22 protein-coding genes are annotated in these 21582 nt (G+C 54.1%); 7 read left to right on the top strand and 15 right to left on the bottom strand.

Annotation, left to right across the window (positions count from 1 at the left end; all coding sequences use genetic code 11):
• Positions 1–243: 243 nt before the first annotated feature.
• The 9 genes from F7R27_RS17300 to F7R27_RS17260 all read right to left on the bottom strand — a co-directional run bounded on the left by F7R27_RS17300 (position 244) and on the right by F7R27_RS17260 (position 8576).
• Complete coding sequence (locus F7R27_RS17300) at positions 244–1413, bottom strand: acetyl-CoA C-acyltransferase (RefSeq protein ID WP_151705525.1); 1170 nt, start codon at positions 1411–1413, stop codon at positions 244–246.
• Positions 1410–2678 carry an ArgE/DapE family deacylase gene (locus F7R27_RS17295; protein WP_151705524.1) on the bottom strand — a complete coding sequence of 423 codons (1269 nt, stop codon included), beginning with the start codon at positions 2676–2678 and terminating at the stop codon, positions 1410–1412. The genes F7R27_RS17300 and F7R27_RS17295 overlap by 4 nt, the downstream gene beginning before the upstream one ends.
• Positions 2675–3343 (bottom strand): 3-oxoacid CoA-transferase subunit B, encoded by a 669-nt coding sequence (locus tag F7R27_RS17290; protein WP_240776423.1) that lies wholly within the window; start codon positions 3341–3343, stop codon positions 2675–2677. Before F7R27_RS17290 ends, F7R27_RS17295 begins: the two co-directional genes overlap by 4 nt.
• Entirely contained in the window at positions 3330–4025 is a 696-nt protein-coding gene (locus tag F7R27_RS17285) for a CoA transferase subunit A (RefSeq protein WP_151705522.1), read from the bottom strand. Before F7R27_RS17285 ends, F7R27_RS17290 begins: the two co-directional genes overlap by 14 nt.
• Positions 4022–5356, bottom strand: a complete 1335-nt coding sequence (locus tag F7R27_RS17280; protein WP_151705521.1) for an aminotransferase family protein — start codon at positions 5354–5356, stop codon at positions 4022–4024. The genes F7R27_RS17285 and F7R27_RS17280 overlap by 4 nt, the downstream gene beginning before the upstream one ends.
• 111 nt (positions 5357–5467) lie before the next feature.
• Entirely contained in the window at positions 5468–6253 is a 786-nt protein-coding gene (locus tag F7R27_RS17275; protein ID WP_476739172.1) for an amino acid ABC transporter ATP-binding protein, read from the bottom strand.
• A gap of 64 nt (positions 6254–6317) precedes the next feature.
• The gene (locus F7R27_RS17270; protein ID WP_151705520.1) at positions 6318–6971 is read right to left on the bottom strand and encodes an amino acid ABC transporter permease; all 654 of its coding nucleotides are present in this window, start codon (positions 6969–6971) and stop codon (positions 6318–6320) included.
• 12 nt (positions 6972–6983) lie between these two features.
• Complete coding sequence (locus F7R27_RS17265) at positions 6984–7640, bottom strand: amino acid ABC transporter permease (protein ID WP_151705519.1); 657 nt, start codon at positions 7638–7640, stop codon at positions 6984–6986.
• A 132-nt stretch (positions 7641–7772) separates the two neighbouring features.
• Positions 7773–8576 carry a transporter substrate-binding domain-containing protein gene (locus F7R27_RS17260; RefSeq protein ID WP_151705518.1) on the bottom strand — a complete coding sequence of 268 codons (804 nt, stop codon included), beginning with the start codon at positions 8574–8576 and terminating at the stop codon, positions 7773–7775.
• Between the two features lie 292 nt (positions 8577–8868).
• Between F7R27_RS17260 and F7R27_RS17255 the strand changes: the two genes are divergently transcribed.
• Positions 8869–9780 carry a LysR family transcriptional regulator gene (locus tag F7R27_RS17255; protein WP_151705593.1) on the top strand — a complete coding sequence of 304 codons (912 nt, stop codon included), beginning with the start codon at positions 8869–8871 and terminating at the stop codon, positions 9778–9780.
• 293 nt (positions 9781–10073) lie between these two features.
• Positions 10074–11477, top strand: coding sequence for a Na+/H+ antiporter NhaC family protein (locus F7R27_RS17250; RefSeq protein WP_420846637.1), 1404 nt, complete (start codon positions 10074–10076; stop codon positions 11475–11477).
• A gap of 281 nt (positions 11478–11758) precedes the next feature.
• Here F7R27_RS17250 and F7R27_RS17245 read toward each other — a convergent pair whose 3' ends face one another.
• Positions 11759–13099: a glutamine synthetase family protein gene (locus F7R27_RS17245; protein WP_151705516.1), complete on the bottom strand. Its 1341-nt coding sequence runs from the start codon at positions 13097–13099 to the stop codon at positions 11759–11761.
• Positions 13100–13321: 222 nt separating this feature from the next.
• On the opposite strand from F7R27_RS17245, the gene F7R27_RS17240 reads away from it, so the two are divergent.
• The 3 genes from F7R27_RS17240 to F7R27_RS17230 all read left to right on the top strand — a co-directional run bounded on the left by F7R27_RS17240 (position 13322) and on the right by F7R27_RS17230 (position 16589).
• Positions 13322–14032 (top strand): GntR family transcriptional regulator, encoded by a 711-nt coding sequence (locus tag F7R27_RS17240; RefSeq protein WP_151705515.1) that lies wholly within the window; start codon positions 13322–13324, stop codon positions 14030–14032.
• A gap of 245 nt (positions 14033–14277) precedes the next feature.
• Complete coding sequence (locus tag F7R27_RS17235; RefSeq protein ID WP_151705514.1) at positions 14278–15660, top strand: aspartate aminotransferase family protein; 1383 nt, start codon at positions 14278–14280, stop codon at positions 15658–15660.
• A gap of 98 nt (positions 15661–15758) precedes the next feature.
• Positions 15759–16589 carry a LuxR family transcriptional regulator gene (locus F7R27_RS17230; protein ID WP_151705513.1) on the top strand — a complete coding sequence of 277 codons (831 nt, stop codon included), beginning with the start codon at positions 15759–15761 and terminating at the stop codon, positions 16587–16589.
• A 58-nt stretch (positions 16590–16647) separates the two neighbouring features.
• Here F7R27_RS17230 and F7R27_RS17225 read toward each other — a convergent pair whose 3' ends face one another.
• On the bottom strand, positions 16648–18135 hold the full coding sequence (locus tag F7R27_RS17225) for an aldehyde dehydrogenase (protein ID WP_151705512.1): 1488 nt from the start codon (positions 18133–18135) through the stop codon (positions 16648–16650).
• A 159-nt stretch (positions 18136–18294) separates the two neighbouring features.
• On the opposite strand from F7R27_RS17225, the gene F7R27_RS17220 reads away from it, so the two are divergent.
• Positions 18295–19224, top strand: a complete 930-nt coding sequence (locus F7R27_RS17220; protein WP_151705511.1) for a 2-hydroxyacid dehydrogenase — start codon at positions 18295–18297, stop codon at positions 19222–19224.
• Positions 19225–19448: 224 nt separating this feature from the next.
• On the top strand, positions 19449–19652 hold the full coding sequence (locus F7R27_RS17215) for a cold-shock protein (protein WP_151705510.1): 204 nt from the start codon (positions 19449–19451) through the stop codon (positions 19650–19652).
• A 142-nt stretch (positions 19653–19794) separates the two neighbouring features.
• Here the strand turns inward: F7R27_RS17215 and F7R27_RS17210 are convergent, their stop codons facing one another.
• From F7R27_RS17210 to F7R27_RS17195, 4 genes are all read right to left on the bottom strand, one after another.
• Positions 19795–20208: a DUF2784 domain-containing protein gene (locus F7R27_RS17210; RefSeq protein WP_151705509.1), complete on the bottom strand. Its 414-nt coding sequence runs from the start codon at positions 20206–20208 to the stop codon at positions 19795–19797.
• 48 nt (positions 20209–20256) lie between these two features.
• A complete protein-coding gene (locus F7R27_RS17205; protein ID WP_151705508.1) occupies positions 20257–20787 on the bottom strand; it encodes an RBBP9/YdeN family alpha/beta hydrolase in 531 nt (176 codons plus the stop codon).
• Positions 20788–20817: 30 nt separating this feature from the next.
• The gene (locus F7R27_RS17200) at positions 20818–21267 is read right to left on the bottom strand and encodes a YaiI/YqxD family protein (protein WP_151705507.1); all 450 of its coding nucleotides are present in this window, start codon (positions 21265–21267) and stop codon (positions 20818–20820) included.
• 80 nt (positions 21268–21347) lie between these two features.
• Positions 21348–21582 (bottom strand): ATP-binding protein (locus tag F7R27_RS17195; RefSeq protein WP_168927547.1); only part of this gene is annotated, 235 nt, incomplete at its 5' end.

Here is a 21582-nt window from a genome sequence, read left to right as displayed (position 1 = left end):
CAAGGCCTTCAGAATATCCTGCACATACAAATAGTTGTCTATGAAATCACGGATCCAGTTATCAAATAATGGCTATTCATCCAACTAGTCTACCACTCGCCGTGATCGCATTGCCCATTTTCTCCCTCACAGTATTCCAGTACCAGTTTTTGATACAAGCCGTGAGGATATTGGTCATTTCATTTCCTCGTGATTATTCGCATTTAAGAACAGCGCAGCAGCAGGGCAATCAACACTGTTCATTCAACACCGCTCAATTAACATAGCAATCCCCTGCCCACCACCGATACACGCCGCAGCAATCCCATAGCGCCCTTTCTGCGCCTGCAAGGCTCTGGCCAGCGTTCCTGCCAGACGAATCCCGGTTGCTCCCAACGGGTGCCCCAGCGCAAGCGCGCCTCCATTGATATTCACACGCTCAGCATCAATACCCAGTTGCTGCATCGCATAGAGCGGCACGATGCTGAAGGCTTCGTTGATCTCCCACAGATCAATATCCGCCACTGCCAACCCCGTTACCTGCAGCAGTTTTTCCACCGCTGGCACCACCCCCTGCCCCATCAGTTCGGGACGAGTACCGCGATCAACACAGGCGATCACTCTGGCCAGTGGTTCAAGTGAGCTGCGCTGCAAGGCCGATTCGGACATCAGCAGCGACAGCGCCGCACCTGTTGTCAGCGGCGAGCTGTTACCTGCCGTGATCAGGCCATCCTCCTGAAACACCGGTTTCAAACCCGACAGTGTCTCCAGGGTCGTCGTATCCCGGATACAGGCATCAAGCGCATAGGCATCCACTGACGGGGTCTTGATCGGCAGAATCTCACCTGCATGAAAGCCGCGATCCCTGGCATCTGCTGCCAGCTCATGCGAGCGGCAGGCAAATCGGTCCATCGCTTCGCGCCCGATGCCGGCATGTGCCGCCAGAGACTCGGCGGTCAGCCCCATATTCATTGCACGCTGCATATCATAGTGTGACTGCACCTCTGGCACTGTCAGCACTCCCTCCTGAAACAGGGAGGGCCCCATCGGCACACGGGTCATATGCTCAAACCCGCCCGCCAGCGCAATCTCAGCCGCGCCTGACTGGAGAATCATGGCGGCTGTCCGCATCGCCGCAAGACCGGAGCCACACTGTTGATCGATCATACGCGAGGCACACTGATCCCCGAGCTGGCTTTGCATGACCGGATAGCGCCCACCAAAACTCCACTGCTCTTTTACCGGCAGCGCACAGCCTAGCGTCAGATCATCAACCAGCTCAGGATCGAGTCCCGTCTCGTCGAGCATCGCATCAATCAGACGCGCCAGCAGTTCAGGGCCGGAGATCTCTGCGAAGGCATCGGTTTCGGTTTTAACCGGATGCGCGCGGCTGAACGCCGTACGGCGATAGTGGGTCAGATAGACAGGTTTCATAAGGGCTCCAGTTTGCACCAGCGGCTGATGAACAGGGCATAGGTTTTAAGGGTATGTCGCACCGATTCGATATCCACACACTCATCCACCCCGTGAATATTGCGTGCAATCGGGCCGTAACAGGTGCCAGCCGTACGACTGTAGAAGTGGAAGGCGCGCAGATCCGTGGTGCAGGTAGATAGATACTGCTCCGGCTCTGCACCCACCAGGCTGCGATGACAGTCAGCCAGCAATCCAATGCCTGCATGCTTGAGATCGACCAGATGCCCCTCTGAGCGGAAACCATGGAAGCGCAGGATCGGTTTACCAGCACCCGACAGATTCATCGCCTGGCTGGCCTGCTCAATCACATCACTGACCTTCTGCATGATCTCATTGGCAGACATCCCCACCGGAAAGCCGATGCGACCCTCCATCTCGGCATAGGCTGGCACACTGGAGGGCCAGTTACCGCCCTGAATGGTGCCGATATTGAGGTTGAACGGGTTGGCAATCGTATCGTAAGGGGGCTGGCGATAATCGCTGTTCAGCCGCTCTTCAAGCTGTTTCAGTGGAGGAATAAAGCGTTGCAGCTTTTCAATCGCATTCTCACCGGCTGCCGTATCCTGCACATGAACCGGTTTGCCCTGAACCGTCAGTTTGAACCAGAGCACGCCAACCTGACCGGTATAGATCTGCGGGCCGAAGGGCTCGGGAATCAATACAAAATCACCACCAAACCCCTGCTGCAGACAGGACAGTGCACCATTACCCGAGCACTCCTCCTCCACCACTGCCTGAAGCGTCAGCGGTGATGCGATCTTGAAGCCTGCGTGCCTGACAGCATGCACGGCATAGATCATCGCCGCCACACCTGATTGCATATCACCGGCACCACGGCCATAGAGCCAGCCATCCTGGATCCAGGGCTCATGCGGGGCACGCGTCCACATATCAGCCGGTGCCGCACTGACCACATCCAGATGGCCGTTGAACACCAGTGTTTTACCCTCTGCACCGGGGTTAATCTGCGACACCAGATTATATTTATCTTCGTGGTTCCAGGGCACCGGCGCATAGAGTGGATGGCTGCAGAGGGCTTCATGCTTCATCGCCACACGCTGCACCGGCAGCTGCAGATCCGCCAGCTGCCGTTCTACTACATCCAGCACACCCTGCTCCTGATTCAGCACGCTGTATTGCTTGACCATATCCTGGGTGAACGAGAGCAGATCGTTGAACACCTCATCACAACTCTTGACGATCGTCTGTTCCACACTATTCATGACAGCTTGACCTCCTCCGTCAGATCCAACGTATCTGCAGCGAAGATCAACGGCGCTTCGGTGATCGCCTGCAACGATTCCGGTGTCATACCGGCGGCCATTTCAGTCACCAGCAATCCATCCGGCGTCACATCCAGCACCGCCTTGTCGGTAATGATGCGCGACACACAGTGATAAGCGGTCACCGGCAGGCGGCATTTTGTCAGAATTTTCGGCTTGCCATGTTTGTCGCAGTGGGTGCTCAGCACCACGATGCGCGGTGTTTTCTGCGCCAGCTCCATCGCGCCCCCGATGCCGGGAGAGAACTTGCCGGGAATCTTCCAGTTGGCCAGATTACCCTCCTGATCCACCTCGAAGGCGCCGATCATGGTCAGATCGATCTTGCTGCGCCGGATCATCGCAAAGGAAACAGCGCTGTCGAAAAAGCTGCAGCCCTTCACTGTCGAGATATAGGCACCAGCCGCATCGATCAGCGACGCACTCATCTCCTCACGTGGCGCCTGCTTCCAGGCACCCAGCACACCATTCTCGGAGTGGATCATTACATCCAGATCATCCGGCAGATAATCCAGCAACTGTGTTGGCAGGCCGATCCCCAGATTCAGAATGCTGCCAGGATGCACCTCGTGCACGGCACGTTTCAGTATGATTTCAATGTCTGACATGATGCTCCATTACAGCATATTCCTGCGTCAACAAGGGCAGCAGGACCAGTGAATTAACAAACGCACAGGGGGTATGGATCTGGTTCGGGGCGATCTCTCCCGGCTCACAGCACTCAGGCGTTTCGACGATCACCTGATCCGCCGCCATCGCCATCAGTGGGCTGAAGTTCATCGCACTGCCTTCATACACCAGATTACCCAGACGATCAGACCGCGCCGCATGAATCAGCGCAAAATCCGCCTTCAATGCCATCTCCACCTTGTAGCGCTCCCCCTCCCAATCAAGTAGCTGATCCTCACGGGTGATTTCACACCCCAGCCCGATATCGGTCAGAAAGCCAAAGCTGCCGGCACCGGCGGTGCGGATCTTCTCTGCCAGCATCCCCTGAGGATGAAACTCAACCTCCAGCCGCTGTGTGTTCATCCACTCAATCGCTGTCTTGTTCAGGCCGATATGGGTGGTGATCAGACGATCCACTCGCCCGGCCTCTATCAGCTTGCTGATACCGATACCGGCTTCGTTGGCATCGTTCTTGATCAGCGTCAGATGCTTCTGCCCCTGGCGCAACAGCTCATTGATCAGGCTGAAGGGTGTGCCGGGGCTGCCGAACCCACCCACCATCACCACGGCACCGGAAGGTATCGCGGCGATCGCCTCTTCTATGTGTGTTACTTTGTTCATATCGCTTTATCCGGTAGTGTCTGTGCAAACTCTGTCAACGACTGATCCAGCAACGCGATGATCTCGTCGATCTGCTGATGGGTCGTATTCAGCGGTGGTGTCACCAGAAAATGATCGCCCAACACTCCATTCAGGCAGCGACGGGGATAGATCAGCAAACCATTATCCTTGGCGATCTGTGTGATCTTGTTGAAGGCGTTGAACTCAGCCGGAAACGGCTGTTTACTGCTTTGCGACTGCACCAGTTCCACGCCCTGCAGAAATCCGATACCCCGCACATCACCGATGCACGCATGTCTGGATTTGAGCCAGTCCAGTTGCTCACGCAGATACACGCCTTCTTTACGCACATTCTCCAGCACCGCCTCATCCTTCATGGCGCGGATCACGGCCAAGCCGGTGGCGCAGGCCAGTGGATTACCGGCATAGGTATGCCCATGCATGAAGCCACTCTTGCTCTGGATGGTATCCACCAGCTCATCGCGTGCCATGATGGCAGCGATGGGGTAATAACCCGCCCCCATCCCCTTGGCCAGCGCCAGAATGTCCGGGCGGATATCCCAGTGCTGCCAGGCAAACCACTCGCCGGTACGCCCCATGCCGCTGAGCACCTCATCCATGATCAGCAGGCATCCGAAACGATCACACAGGCGCTGCACACCCTCCAGATATTGCCGATTGAGCATCCGACCACCCGTACTGGCCCCGCCTACCGGCTCCAGTACGAAGGCGATAATGCTGTCAGCCGGTTCTGCCGCCATCGCCGCTTCGGTCTGTTCCAGCACTGCCGCGATATGTGACTCGACATCACCCTCTCGGTAGCGATAAAAATCAGGCGATGGCACCTTGATCGATGGCATCACCAGGTCCTTGAAGGGTTTTTCCAGCGGCTCATAACCGGTCAGGCCCAGCGCACCCAGCGTGCTGCCATGATAGGAGGGGCTCAAAGACACGAAGCGTTTGCGCTGTGGCTCACCCCGCTCAAAAAAATACTGCCGCGCCAGCTTCATCGCGCTTTCGACCGCTTCCGAACCACCACCGACAAAGAACACCTTCTGCAGATGGCCACGACTCAGTGCCACCAGCTCATCCCCAAGATCTACCGCCACCTGGCTCTCGAACTGTGTCCGGTAGCTGAACGCCACCTGGTCCAGCTGTGCTTTCATCGCAGCCGTGATGGCCGGGTGCTGATGCCCCATATTGCAGGTGATCGCACCCGAGCAGGCATCGATATAACGCGTGCCCTCGGTATCCCAGAGATAGATCCCTTCACCATGACTGACCAGCGGCAGATCCACACCGGTTTGATAAAACAATGCACTCTTGGACATACAACCTACTTGAATTCATGTCTCACATGAGACGGAGTGATAGACGACCCCGATGAGCTTCAGGGCACCTCGAATAACCTACTGCACGACTTGCAGACTGTGTTGCGACCTTTAATGATTCGAGTCCAGATGCTTTTTAAGGAAGCTACGTGTCCGCTCATGGTCCGGGTTGGTGAAGAATTTATCCGGTGGCCCCTCCTCCACCACAACGCCACCATCCATGAACATCGCCCAGTCGGACACATCGCGTGCAAATGCCATCTCATGAGTCACGATCAGCATGGTCATATGCTCCTTGGCCAGGCTGCGCATAACCAGGTTCACCTCCTCCACCAGCTCCGGATCGAGCGCTGATGTTGCCTCATCGAACAGCATCACCTTGGGCTGCATCGCCAGCGCCCTCGCTATCGCGACCCGCTGCTTCTGACCACCCGACAGGTGTGACGGAAAAACTTCCGCTTTGGCAGCCAGCCCCACACGCTCCAGGTACTCCATGCCCAGCTCACGGGCGGTTTTCCTGTCCATCCCCTTGAGTTTGCGCGGAGCGAGGGTCACGTTGTCGAGGGTCGACAGATGCGGAAACAGATTGAAGTGCTGAAACACCATGCCCATGTTCTGGCGGATATGGTTTATGTGGCGCTCAAAGGCCAGCCCCTTCATATCCGGACGATTGACCTGCACGCCGTCCAGCAGAATCGTGCCCTCATCGATCACTTCCAGATGATTGACTGAACGCAGCAGAGTGCTTTTGCCTGACCCGGACGACCCGATAATGGACACGATCTTGCCTCGATCAACTGTCAGATCTATTCCCTTGAGCACCTTGAGATCGCCAAAGCTTTTATGGACATTTTTTATCTCCACCATCGGAGTTTCGGTCATATTCTGAGTACTCATGGTTGCTCCATGTTGTTTTTGCCGAACGCAGTATTGGTTTCAATTCCAGTCATGGCGAGTTTCCTTATCGACGATAGGCCGTCAGACGCTCCAGGCGAGACTGGCCAAATTCCATGAAGAGATTGATGACGTAGTAGATGACCGCAATCACGATGAAGAACTCAAACGGCCTGAAGCTGACGCTGATCGCATACTGCGAGGCATACACCAGCTCCGCCACACCGATCGCAGACAATACTGAGGTATCCTTGACCATCAGAATCAGGTTATTACCTATCTGAGGCACCGAGCGAATAAACGCCTGCGGTACGATGATGTAATAAAGCGTTCTCAGATGACCGAAGCCCAGCGAGCGCGATGCCTCATACTGGCCATTGGTGATCGACCTGATCGTGGCGATGAAGATATCCGCGTTGTAGGCCATATAGTGAAACCCGAGCCCCAGCACACCCACCACCAGCGCCGGTATGAGTATCCACTCCCCCAGGCCGAAGTAGAGGAAATACAACTGCAACAGCAGAGGTGTTGTCATGAACAACCAGATGAAAAAGCGCAAAGGCCAACTGACCACCTTATTGGTGTAGATCGAGATCACCGCAACCAGCAGGCCACCCACTACAGAAAAAAGTCCGACCACCACTGCAATCACAAAGGTCACACCAACCCCGGAGATGAGTGTCGGCAGGTAGGTTAAAACCGGTGAGAAATCCAATTCCATCACTGCATCCTCCTATTGGGTGGTATACCGGGTAGCGCGTCGGTAAGCCAATTCGACAATCCCCATCACGGCATACACGATGACGATGTACATCAATGCACTGAGCGTGAAGATCTCCAATGGCTTGTAGGTGGAACCGATCAGCCGCTGTGCCTGATAGGTCAGCTCGACAACGGAGATGATGGATACCAGGGATGAGTTCTTGACCAGTACGATAGCCAGCACGCCGACTGAACGAATCATCAGACCCGCCGCCTGGGGCAGTTCGATATAGCCCAGCGTCTGCAGGCGACCGAAACCGAGTGATCGCGAAGCCTCGTTCTGGCCGGAATCGACCGACTCCAGCGCGCCGCGGATCGCTTCACTCATATAGGCCCCGATATTGAACGCGCCAACCATCACCCCACAGGTGAAGGGGTCCATTTTCAGGCCGATTGTCGGCCCTCCATAAAACACCAGCAGTAGCTGCACGAAATAAGGCGTACCGCGCACAAGACTGACATAGCCACGTACAAACCATTGCAGCGGTTTGAATTTGATGGAACGGAGAAAAACAAGTGTGCTGGCAACCATAAAGCCGATGACGATAGCTCTTGCCGAAATATCGATCGTCACCCAGGCTGCTTTTATCAATAATGGCGTGATATCCGCCATTAAATTAAAGTCCATGAGCTTACCCTTTTATGTTTTTATAGATCTCTCAAGGGGGCAGTGCATTCTGGATATGAGCAGGTTCTGATAAAAATAAACCTACTCATATCACATGCTGATTAATGATCTTCTTCCATGAATAATGGTTAATTATTCTATATTGGCACCTTCACCAATCCATTTATCAACGATCTCCTGGTAAGTACCATCATCCTTGATCTCCTGAAGCGCAGTATTCAGAGCAGCCAGTAGCTCAGGTTTGTTTTTCTGAATCGAAATCGCCGCAGGCCATCTTGGCAGCTCGCCGACATCGACTATTTTGATATCCGGATTGTTTTCTCTCAGCGCCACATACACTGGCACGTCATCTGCGATCATCGCATCGACACGACCGGTCGTCAGACCTGTCAGCATATCAGGCAGGCCCTGGAAGGTCTGATTGCGCCATTTACCCTGTCCGTTTTCAACGGCCCACTGATTTCCTGTTTCACCCAGTGTCGATCCGACGCGCTTACCGGCCAGATCATCCAGGCTATGGATATCGTCATTGTTGCCCTGAACCCAGACAGACAGACCGGCGCTGTAGTAGGAGTCGGTGAAATCCACCGCACGCTGGCGCTCTTCAGTTACACTCATGCTGCAGATACAAGCATCAAAACGACCACCGGCCAATGCGGCGATAATCCCGTTCCAGGGCGAGGTCTGAATATTGACTTCGACACCCATTTTTTCTGCCACGGCTTTGGCTATATCAACATCAAAGCCAACCAGATTGCCGGCAGTATCAACAAAGCTGAAGGGAGGATAAGCACCTGAGTTGGCAACCTGAAAAACATCATTCCTGATTTCAGACAGATCACGAGAATAGGCAGGTGTGGAGATCATGGATGCTGCGCCCAGAACGAGGGCAGCTGCGGTAAGAGATTTAGCCAAATGCTGTTTTATTTTATTCATCTTTATATCCCATGTTGTAATTATCCACTCAGGCAGAACGGATACTGCCCTGGTATTCAGACCCCCTCTTTCAGATCGAATATAACCTGATGAAAGGTTTCTTCTGCATTTTTATAAGCCAATGACTCTTTCAAGCGAGCCTCTTAATATCCGACTTCAACTGAGTGTATGAAAAAATCACATAATATCAATGCATAATGTTTTTTCATGATATTATGATTTTAAGTCATGGCAGGAAGCTGTAATGCAGTTATCCGACCCTATTGAGCAGAAAAGACAGCGAGTCACAAGTATGAGCGAACTTCATCTCAACTCACTGAAATCACTGATTGTTTTCAAAACACTTTTCGAGTCCGGCACCGCAACAAGAGCGGCCAGAGAGCTGGGCATAACCCAGTCGGGAGTGAGCCGATCACTGGCTCAACTGGAGGAAAACATCGGTATGGCGCTGTTCATGCGTCATAAAAATCGCCTGATTGCCCTGCCCGAGGCGGAAGAGCTTTATCAGGAGATCATGGAACTGATGGGCAATCTGGATGAGATGAAGCACACCATCGTGGCGCTGCGCGAGTTCGGCGCCTCCAGAATGAGACTGGTTTCCGCCCCTGCCCTTGGTTTTGCCTATATTCCCCAGGTGATCGCTTCAATCCTGAGGATCAATCCCAAATACAGCATCTACTTTGACATCATGCCAAGCCCGGACGTGGTGCGTGCCGTGGAGTCAGGACATTTTGATGCCGGATTTGTCACCCTCCCGGTTACCAGCGAAAGACTGATTATTGAAGAGTTGTTTACGGTAGAAGCCGTTTGCATGATTCCAGCCAATCATCCGTTGGCGGCAGCTGATCATATCGAGATCACTGACCTGAAGAATCAGCATCTGGTCATTCCCAACCAGCCCAATCTGGCCGCCGATCAGGTATTGAGGCTGATCTCACAGAATAAGATCCGCATCTCTGGCAAAACAGAAGCGAATATCGCGGCGATCTGCAGTCTTGTTGCCAATGGGGTTGGCATCAGCCTGATCAACCCGATTACTGCCTACGATACAGTCGCAGTGCAGCGTGGCATTGTCATCAAGCCCTTTCGGCCCGCTTTTCATTACAGCTTCGGTTTGATCTATAAGCGTAGCTGGTCTGATACTCAACTGATCAAGCTGCTGAAAGAGAATCTGCCGAAAACACCTGACTGCCTGGAGAGATAAAAGCAGCCCTCCCCCCCCTGAACAGAAAAATATACCCGGATAGGTATTTATCCCCTGTTTGCCCTACCCGTATTGTTACTTACCAGATGGCAGTTGCTGCGACTCATCTCTGAAGCCGTCTGCCAGGCCGATCCAACACTTACAATAAATCCAACCAGGGTGTTTTAATGAGTACCAATACCACTCCATTAAACTCTTCGCTAGATTCTTCCCTTAACTCTTCACTGGTGGTCAACAAGGCTACCAAAGAAAGCAACTCTCCTACCCGCTGGCTGATCTTCTATGGATTGATCATGGCCGCTTTTGCCTACCTGTCCACCCAGGTAGCCGAAGGTGAAGCCTATGGCTTCTACAGTCTGCTGCCTGCGCTCCTGATTCTGTTCGTGGCGATCAGCACCAAAAAGCCACTGGAGTCTATTTTTGCCGGTGTCATTGCCGGCTTGCTGCTGCTTGATCCAGCCAATCTCGTTTCAGGACTGGGCGACCTCTCCATGGAGGTGGTGCAGAATGACACCATCGTCTGGATCGTACTGGTGTGCGGCATGATGGGAGGCCTGATCAACATGCTGGAGCGTGGCGGCAGCGTCCTCAGCTTTGGCAAGCTGATGGCCAGACGGATCAAGACACGGCGAGGCACCATGCTGACCACCTGCGGCCTGGGTGTGATGGTGTTTATTGACGACTACCTGAACTCTCTTGCCGTGTCAGCCTCAATGAAGAATCTCACGGATCGCTTTGGCATCTCGCGCGAGAAGCTGGCTTTTCTGGTTGACTCAACCGCTGCTCCGGTCTGTATCCTGGTTCCTATCTCTACCTGGGCAGTCTATTTTGCAGCACTGCTGGAAGATAATGGCGCCGTCGATAAGGGCCAGGGGATGTGGCTCTATATTCAGTCGATCCCTTACATGATCTATGGCTGGGTAGCACTGCTGGTGGTGTTTCTGGTCGCCATGGGCATACTCGGTGATTTTGGCCCGATGAAGCAGGCAGAAAAACGCGCCAAGGCGGGCCAGCCGATTCCAGATGACGCCCCGGTGACTGACTTTGACACCTCGCATCTCAAGCACACCTCCCCCTGGGTAGGTCTGATGAACTTTGTGTTGCCGATGATCGTACTGGTTGCCGCCAGTGTATATTACGAAATAGATCTGTTGTTCGGGGCACTGGTCGCTTCCATGTTCACCATGGTGCTCTATTTCTGGCAGCGACTGCTCAACTTCGGCCAGTTGGTCGATGCGATGCTGGATGGCTTCAAGGTGATGCTATACCCGATTGCTGTCGTCTGCGCCGGTTTCATGCTGAAAGAGGTGAACGACCAACTGGGTATGACACCCTATATCATTGACGCACTGTCACCCTACCTTTCCAAAGAGATGCTGCCGGCACTGGTCTTCCTGTCCATGGCTGCCGTGGTGTTTGCGACAGGTTCAAGCTGGGGTGTCTTTGTCGTGTCACTGCCGATTGTGATCCCGATGGCCCTGACACTGGAGATGTCCATGCCACTGACTGTCGGTGCTCTTATGTCTGCCTCTGCTTTTGGCAGCCACGCCTGCTTCTTCAGCGACTCTACCGTACTTTCGTCCCAGGGCTCAGGCTGCACACCGATGCAGCATGCACTGACCCAGATTCCCTATGCGCTGATCGGCGCGGTGCTGACCTTCTTCCTGCTGCTTGGCATGGGTTACCTGTTCAGCTGATCCCTCGCGTGCCTGATCCCACTGTCAGGCACGCGTTCCTCCGCCCTCAAAAACTGACAACTGCTTGTATGTACAGGCATATCCCGGAGACCTTGGGTGAGTTATGTCCAAGGATGGACTGTACACTGGCAACGCAGGAGCAGTTGCCAGTGTATGCCTACAGGGATGTATTCACGGCGTCTCACCTAAGGCCTCCGGGATATGCGTTGAAGCAGCGGATTCAGGTATAAAAAAACCTCCGATCATCACAACCGGAGGTTTCTGTTTATCCCGATTTCAGATCAGAGCAAGCCGAGGTAGGACTCGTACTCCACATCCGAAATGCGTTCATGCAGCTTGCGTAACTCCTGGCGCTTGGCTGCCGAATAGACACGGACGAACTCTTCGCCCAGATACTCCTTCAACACCTGACTGCGGCTGAACACCTCGGTGGCGACATCCCACTTGTTCGGCAGCAACAGCTCGCGGTTAGCCTCAGCCTCGTTGTAGGCATCGCCCTCGATCGCTGCCATTGGCATCAGCTTATTCTCGATACCGTAGAGCGCGCCTGCAAGCACCGTAGCCAGCACCAGATAGGGGTTGGCATCCGCCCCCGCTACACGATGCTCGATACGACGCGCCACAGGTGGGCTCTCTGGGATACGGATGGCCACAGTACGGTTCTCGTAACCCCAACTGGCAAAAGTCGGTGCATGCGCCCCGACCTTGAAGCGGCGATAGGAGTTCATATGTGGTGCAAAGGTCAGCATACTGTCTGACATGGTGCGCATCAGGCCGCCCACAGCATAGCGCAGCAGATCGGTACCCTCCTCTCCACCATCATCAAATACGTTGATACCGTCTTCATTCAGCAGGCTGAAATGAACATGCAGACCATTACCGCTCTTTTTGGTGTAAGGCTTGGCCATGAAAGTCGCGGCGTAACCATGCTTGCGTGCAATCCCCTTGACCAGACGCTTGAACATGGTCGCCTGATCACCGGCCAGCATCGGGTCAGCGACATGCACTAGGTTGATCTCGAACTGCCCTGGCCCCAGCTCAGACACAATCGTATCTGCCGGTACACCCTGCAGCTCACAGGCTTCACGCACATCGGAAAAGAAAGAGGACAGGCCATCCATCTCATCAATGGAGTAGCAGTCGGTTTCGGTCAGACGACGACCATGACCTTCGGACAGTATTGGTGGCTGAGGGCGCTGACTCACCTCGGAATCACCATCCAGCAGGTAAAATTCAAGCTCAGTCGCAACCACCGGGGTCAGCCCATGTGATTTGAACCGATCCACAATCCGTGACAACACCTGACGCGGGTCGGCGCCAAAAGGGGTGCCATCCGGGTTGAACATGGTAGCCAGAATCTGATGCCGCGGCGATTCCGACCAGGTGACCGGCACTGGTTGCTGCACCGGCATGCAGGTACCATCGATATCGCCTGTCTCAAAGACCAGACCGTTTTCAAGCACATCATCGCCCCAGAAATCGAACCCCAGCACGGAGCGAGGCAGTTTCACACCCTCCTCCATCACCTTGCCGAGCGCTTTCCAGGGCATCCGTTTTCCACGCAGGTTGCCATTAAGATCCGTGATGAACAGATCAAATTCAGTATTGTTATTAGACGACATACAGAGACTCTCTTAAGTACGGATGTACTTTTTTCAGCTGAGACGAAAGCTTTTTGATCAGCTTTTGTGGGTTTTTACTTGGGAAATTGATATAAATTGTGATCACAAAAATATAAATCAATTTGATCACAAAATTTAAAAAAGGTCAATCTGCCCTGATCGCTTCACGCTGATAAGCGAGCAGGCTACAATGCAGCCGAAACCATCTGGCCAGCCGAGACAATGGATAAGAAATCTCCGATACAGATCACCCCACCCGAGCGCGATGACAACGGCACCGTGACACAATGGGTATACACCTCCCTCAGAGATGCTGTGATGCAGGGGCAGATACTGCCCGGCCGCGCACTGACCATCCGCGAGCTGGCCGGCATTCTGGATGTCAGTCCGATGCCGGTGCGCGAGGCGCTGCGCCAGCTCTCGGCCGAGGGTGCACTGGAGATACAGGGCAATCGCCGGGTGATGGTGCCAAAAATGACGGCCATGAAGTTCACCGAACTCTGCGAAGCCCGCATAGCGATAGAGTGCCATGCAGCCGCCCGCGCCCTGCCCTACATCGATGGAGAGCAGCTGCAGCACCTGCAACAACTGGACCGACAGATAGATAACGCGCAGGCAGAGGGCAATCTGGAGCAGATCAGCATTCTCAACCAGCGCTTTCATCGCGCCCTCTACAAGGCTAACCCACACCAGATCACACTCCCCCTGATCGAAAGCCTCTGGCTGCAACTTGGCCCCTTCATGCGCCTGGCCTCCAGCAAGCTGCAGGAGCACTATGTGATCGATCGCCACAACGAAGCGCTTGCCGCCATTCGTGACCGGGACGCCTTCGCCCTGCAGCGCGCCATAGCTGCCGATATCCGCGAGGGATTTGCCTTTGCCGATACTCCTGAACTACTGCAGAGCTTCATCGAACAATCCAATCAGGCCTGACCTCTCCATCAGGCCCGAGCTCTCCTTATCTGCACTTTCAGATTCACCTCAATCACTTAACCCCTTTTAAGCCCTCAGCCGACTCACCCAGAGCCTTGGCTGGGTGTTTATTTGTATTGACTTTATAATTTTGTGATCACAAAATAGAGTTAATATCAGATCAAGCATATCTGTATTCAACTTTAATGATCACATAACAAGACAACACCAGCCCTGCATTAACCAGTGCTGCCGGGAGAAACATCATGCTCAACAAAACCCAGTCCCCCTCCGCCAAAACCCTCGCCGTTCAGTGCATGGATGCCGAGCACCATATGCACCCCTTTACCAATACCGGTGCTCTGAACAAAAAAGGTGCCCGTGTCATTACGCATGGTGAAGGCGTTTATCTGTGGGATAGTGAAGGCAACAAGATCATCGACGGCATGGCGGGCTTGTGGTGCGTGAACCTGGGCTATAACTGTCAGGAGCTGGTAGATGCCGCGCATCAGCAGATGCAGCAGCTACCCTTCTATAACACCTTCTTTCAGACCACTCACGCACCGGCAGCCGAACTGGCCAAAGAGATTGCCAGCGTGACACCGGGTGATCTGAACCATATCTTCTTTGCCAACTCAGGCTCTGAGGCGATCGACACCATTATCCGCATGGTGCGTCAGTACTGGTGTATCAAGGGCAAGCCCTATAAGAACATCCTGATCAGCCGTGAAAACGCCTACCATGGCAGCACTGTCGGCGGCGCCAGCCTCGGTGGCATGAGTGGTATGCACAAGCAGGGCGCACCACTGCTGCCCGGCATTGAACGTATTCGCCAGCCTTACTGGTACGGTGAAGCCGGTGACATGAGTGAAGAGGAGTTCGGCATCGCCTGCGCCAAGGCGCTGGAAGATAAGATCCTGGCCGTAGGACCCGAAAACGTGGCAGCCTTTATCGGGGAGCCATTGCAGGGAGCCGGTGGCGTGATCGTGCCACCCGCCAACTACTGGCAGGAGATTCAGAAGATCTGTAACAAGTATGATGTGCTGATTGCAGCCGATGAGGTGATCTGCGGCTTTGGCCGAACCGGTAACTGGTTCGGCAGCCAGACCTTCGGCATCCAGCCGGACATCATCTCCATGGCAAAAGGCCTGTCATCCGGCTATCTGCCGATTGCAGCAGTCGCCGTCGGCAACCGCATTGCACATGCGTTCATTGAGCACAATGAAGACTTCAACCATGGCTTCACCTATTCAGGCCACCCGGTTGCAGCAGCCACAGCGCTGGCCACCATTCGCCTGATGAAGTCGCGCAAGCTGGTGGAGTATGTGGCAGATGATATCGGCCCCTATTTCCAGGCCAAGCTGAGAGAAACGCTGGCAGATCACCCTCTTGTCGGTCATATCGAAGGGGTGGGCCTGGTGGCTGGCATGGCGCTGGTCAAGGACAAGGCGAGCAAGACCCTCTTCCCGTCGGATATGGATATCGGCCTGATCTGTCGCGACCACTGCTTTAACAACGGCCTGATCATGCGCGCTGTCGGCAGTCGCATGGTGCTGTCACCGCCACTGGTGATCAACCGCAGCGAAGTGGACGAGATCTGCGACAAGGCACGCCTGTGTCTGGACCTGACCCTCAAGTCGGTCAAATAACAGATCCCCGTTACAACGGCCGGGCAGCAATGTCCGGCTCGTTCCACTGCCATCAATGAAACACATCACGACAAACCGTAAGCCTCCAGAGAGACATCATGAAGCGCATATCAGAAAAAGATAGCGGCTGGCAGAAAAGTCTTGCCTCACTGATCGATCAAACCCGTCTGCGCACCTTTCCCAAAGCCCTTGAGGCCTTTCTGGCCACCCAATGCAACTTCGACACCCTGCTGATCGTGACCTACAAGCAGGACTGCAAACCGATTATCCTGCACCCGACCGATCCCGCCGAACAGAGCCAGACACTGCACAGCTATATCAAGCAGGCCTACGTACTGGACCCGCTCTACAACGCTATCATGTCGGGCAGCATCTCCGACGTCAGCCGCCTGAGCGACATCGCCCCGGACTCCTTCGAGATGACCGAGTACTATCAGAGCTGCTATCAGAACTTCGGCCTGGTGGATGAAATCAACCTGGTGATTCAACTGGAAAGCGATATCACCTGTAGCCTGTCACTCGGGCGGCGCTCACTGCTCGGCAGCATTACCCGCGCTGAAATGCAGCGACTTCAGGATATCTACCCGATCATCAACTCCCTGATGCGTCAGTTCTGGCTATCTCAGCATCAGGAGTATGTGCAGTATGAAAAAGCGGAAGGGGCCATACGGCAGGCTTTGAATACCTTTGGCAGTGGTGTTCTGACACGCCGAGAGCAGGAGATCACCGGCTTGATCCTGCAGGGGCACTCCTCCCAGTCGATTGCAGATCGGCTGCATATCAGCCTGGGAACGGTAAAGGTGCATCGCAAGAATATACACTCCCGCTTTCACACCTCCACCCAGTCGGAGCTTTTCACCCTGTTCCTCAGCCATCTGAATGAGCTGGAGCCGGCATCATCTGCCAGAGTGGCGGTACAGCATCACTGATATCGATAACGGGGCTGAATAAGGGAGCTGGATAAGGGGGCTGGATAGCCCCTCACGATCACAGGCGTATCCAGACGGTTTTCAGCTCGGTGTACTTCTCCAGTGAATGCAACGACTTGTCGCGTCCGTTACCCGATGCCTTCACACCACCAAAGGGTACTGTGCTGTCGCCCTCACCCCAGGTATTCACCCAGACCATGCCGGTTTCCAGTTTGCGACTGACGCGATGAGCGCGCGACAGGTTAGCGGTCCATACGGAAGCACCCAGACCATAAACCGAGTCATTGGCGAGTGCAATGGCCTCCTCCTCAGTTTCAAACTCACACACCGCGAGCACAGGGCCAAAGATCTCCTCCTTCACGAAGGTCATGCCATTATGCGCCTGATCAATGATGGTCGGCTGCACGAAATATCCCTTCCCTGGTACATATTTCGGCAGGCCACCCAGCACGCACTGACCACCCTCCTCCAGCGCCGAACTGATATAGCGCTCCACCGTTGCCAGTTGCACGGCATCCACCACCGGGCCCATGCAGGTTGCCGGGTCAAGCGGATCAGCAGGCTGATACTGGCTGGCCGCCTCAATCAGCTCAGCCAGGAAGCGCTCCTTGATGCTTTTTTGTACATAGATGCGTGAACAGGCGATACACACCTCACCCTGATTGGAAAAAATCGCCGCAGCCGCCGTGGCCGCTGCCTTTTTAACATCTTCACAATCATCAAAGATCAGATTGGGTGATTTGCCGCCCGCCTCAAGCCAGACACGCTTCATATTGGACTGGCCGGCATACTCCATCAGCATCCCCGCCACTCGGCTGGAACCGGTAAACGCCAGGACATTCACATCACGATGCAGCGCCAGTGCTTTACCGGCAGTATGGCCAAATCCAGGCAGCACATTCAGTACACCATCAGGCAAGCCCGCCTCGGTGGCCAGCTCAGCCAGTCGCAACGCGCTCAAGGGTGATTTTTCAGAGGGTTTGAGTATCACACTGTTCCCGGCTGCCAGCGCCGGTGCCAGCTTCCAGGTCGCCATCATCAGCGGGTAGTTCCAGGGCGTGATCGCTGCCACCACACCCACCGGCTCACGGCTGATCAGTGCCAGCGTGTCATGACCGGTAGGAGCGATCTCGCCATATACCTTATCGATACTCTCGGCTGTCCAGCGGAAGCAATCGATCGTATCCGGCACATCGATATTCACCATCTCGGAGATGGATTTTCCCATATCCAGCGTATCCAGCAGCGCAAACTCATCCTGGTGTTTCTCCAGCAGGTCGGCCAGCCTCAATAGCACCTTTTTGCGTGCCTTGGGTGCCATCTCGGACCAGATACCCGAGCGGAACACTTCTCGCGCATTAGCCACCGCCAGATCGACATCGCCCTGATCGCAGCTGGCCACATTAATCAGCAACTGCTCGGTTGCCGGATTGATACAGGGGAAGGTCTCACCACTCAGCGATGGCTGAAAACAGCCATTGATATAGGCCTCGCCCCGCAGCGTCATGGACTCACTCAAGGTTTTCCATTCTTGTAATGTTTTCACAGTCGTACCTCTCAGACTCTGGTAATGATCCAAGTCTAGGGAGGTGCAGGAAGGAGTGATATATACACCAGGGGGTATTCTGCGCGGATGCCCTTTCATTTTTCTGGTGCAGAGCGTTAGCATAGGGTCACCAAGCAAGCACAAGGAATGGACACGTTGATGAAGATTCTCTTTGCCACCGAAGACCCGAAAGCCGAACGTTGGAAAGCCCCACTGCTGGAGCAGCTACCCCAGGCCGATATCCATATCTGGGATGCAGCAAACCCAGCGACCGATGCCGACTATGCGATTGTCTGGCAACCACCCGCAGAGGTGTTCGCACAGACACACTCGCTGAAGGCCATATTCAATCTGGGAGCCGGTGTTGATGCCCTGCTCAAACTGCCTGGGCTGCCAGACAATCTGCCGATCTACCGCCTTGAAGATGCCGGCATGTCGGCTCAGATGGCCGAATATGTGGCTTACCATGTTGTCGAAGCAAGCCGCGATATGGCCGACTACCGCTCCCAGCAGGCATCCGGAGTCTGGAAAATGCTGCGCCCTATTCGCCGTCAGGACTGGAGTATCGGCGTGCTGGGTCTGGGTCAGATAGGCAAGCGAGTGGCCACCACACTGGCGGGACTCGACTATCCGGTTGCTGGTTGGAGCCGTTCCAGGCATCCGATAGAGGGTGTCGAATCATTTGCCAGCCAGGAGCAGCTCAAACCCTTTCTTGCGCGGACTCGCGTACTGATCAACACCCTGCCACTGACACCCGAAACCAGAGACCTGCTCAACTACGATACCTTTAGCAGCCTGTTGCCGGATGCGGTGGTGATCAATGTTGGTAGAGGCGAGCATCTGGTTGATCACGACCTGATCCGCGCCATTGATGAGGGCCTGATACGCCATGCGGTACTGGATGTGTTCCGCCAGGAACCTCTCCCGATAGAACACCCCTTCTGGAGACACCCATCCATCACCCTGACGCCACACGTATCGGCGCGCACCCTGCGCGATGAAACCGTGCAGCAGATCTGCGAGAAGATCAAGCTGCTCGAGTCCGGCGAATCCCCCAGTGGGCTTATTGATCGCCAGCGCGGTTACTGAGTCTGAACAACAAGGCAAAGGAGTGCCCGCATGAAAATAAATCAAATAAGGTTTGACGACAGGGTACCAATCTCATACTATGGGTTCAGCAAGATCACTCAAGTTGGCGCGACCCTAGTATTTGTTGGATCCTTACGGTACTTCAGTCTTTCAGTCCCCTCTCTTTGATTTTCATTGCATTTTCCGAGCATTGCTCATCAATATTTTTATAAGGTAAGACTTAAATGGCTACTGGTACAGTTAAATGGTTCAACGAAGCTAAAGGTTTTGGTTTCATTACTCCAGACGACGGCAGCAAAGATCTGTTTGCACATTTCTCTGAAATCGTTGGTAATGGTTTCAAAACTCTGGCTGAAGGCCAGCAGGTATCTTTCACCCCTGCACAGGGTGCTAAAGGTCCTCAGGCTTCACAGATTCAGGTACTCTGAATCCGGGCTGACGCCTAGAAAGATAAGCTCCGCATAGCGGGGCTTTTTTTTGTCTGAAATTTGCACACCAACCCAAGCAATACCAACATACTTCACATCAAACCCAGCAGCATCAACTTAAGCAACCACAACCTCTGCAACCTCAGTGCTTACGCCATCTCGGTGGCACCAGCCAGAACGTCATTGCAACCAACACCCCAAACAGCGAATAGATCAGTACAAATACCCACCAGGGCAAATCATAATAGAGCAACTGCCCCAACCAATACTCAATGAATGAGATATCGTAATAAAACTGCCCCGCCACCCGCCTTAATTCCTGCTCCCAGATTGTCAGCGGACAGATCATCCCGAACCATGCCTGCGCGGCCACTATCAAAATAGTGAGCAAGTGGATTGATCGAAACCAGATATTGCGCACCCACTGCCAGTTCAGCCACCCACCCAGCAGCGTCAGCACCAGGCCAAAGATAACAAACACCACAATCAGGCTGTGCAATATCAGAATAATATCTGCCACCAACCCCGGCGCGGGCACTCTGTCATACCAACTCATCTATTCAGACGCCTCATCAAACAGAACAACTCTCTGAAGGATAGAGCATCAACCCATCAACTGCTGCAACAGACTGATACCATATGGCCAGTCACCCAGACCGGTTTCTGTATTGATATGCCCAGCTTCGCCAAGATTGATAAACTGACAACCCCAATCTCGAGCACAGTGCTGTGCAAAGGACAACTCACCATAGGGATCATTACTGCTGGCGACCATGATGGAGGGAAAACCAAAAGCCTCAGCTGGCAAGGAACCGAAACCCATAGCAGATGCAGGAAACTGAGCACCACCCGGGTCTGGAGGGGCGACCAGCAATGCGCCTTTTATTTTCAGCCGAGTGCGCGATGACCAGTGCGCGACCAACAAGCAACCCATGCTATGCGCCACCAGCACCGTTTCTGGACCTGCAGCTGCGACCCGCTTCTCCAGCTCAGCCACCCACTCATCACAATCCGGCCTCTCCCAGTCGCGCTGCATGACTCGCGAGCAAGAAGGATAAGATTGCTCCCACAGACTTTGCCAGTGATCCGGATCAGAATTGAGATAACCGGGAAGTATCAGAACATCAGTAGTCATTTCAGCATCCTTGAACAGGCCAGTAACAGGTCAACGCATGAAACGCGCCAGATAACGATCCAATTCATTGGCAAATGCCTGTCGTTCACGCTGACCCAAGGGCGGTGGCCCACCACTTTGAATACCGCTTGAGCGCAGCGTATCCATAAAGTCGCGAATATTCAGTCGCCCGCGAATATTCTCTTTGGTGAATGCCTCACCGCGTGAGCTCAGGGCATGACCACCCTTCTCGATCACCTCGGCTGCCAGCGGAATATCGCTGGTGATCACCAGATCATCAACCTGAACCCGCTTGACGATCTCATCATCTGCCACATCAAAACCGGAGTTCACCTGAATCGAACGAATATTAGATGCAGGCGGCACACGCATCGCCTGATTGGCAACCAGCACCAGCTCCACTTTTGTCCGCTCGGCAGCTCGGAACAGAATCTCCTTGATTACCACCGGACATGCATCGGCATCGACCCATATAGTCATTGCTGTTTCAACTCTCTGACCTGTCAATGGCCATCTATTTTGACCCACTTTTGGCCAATAAAATTGACCCACCTAGTTCGCTAATTGGTCAGTTTTTCTTTCAGTCGATAGCTCTCACCTCCCAGCATGTAGATGTGTGAGTGATGGATGATCCGGTCCACGATCGGGATCGCCACATTGTCGTTATGGAAGAACTCACCCCAGTCTGTAAAATCCTTGTTGGTGGTCAGGATGATGGAGCGGTATTCATAGAGACTGTTGATCAGTTGGAAGAGGTTGTACCGCGATTGTCGGCTCATGGGCAGGTAACCTAAC

It is taken from the genome of Nitrincola alkalilacustris, assembly GCF_008973755.1.
In the GTDB taxonomy this organism is placed as follows: domain Bacteria; phylum Pseudomonadota; class Gammaproteobacteria; order Pseudomonadales; family Balneatricaceae; genus Nitrincola; species Nitrincola alkalilacustris.
This window is presented reverse-complemented; position numbering and strand designations above follow the sequence as displayed.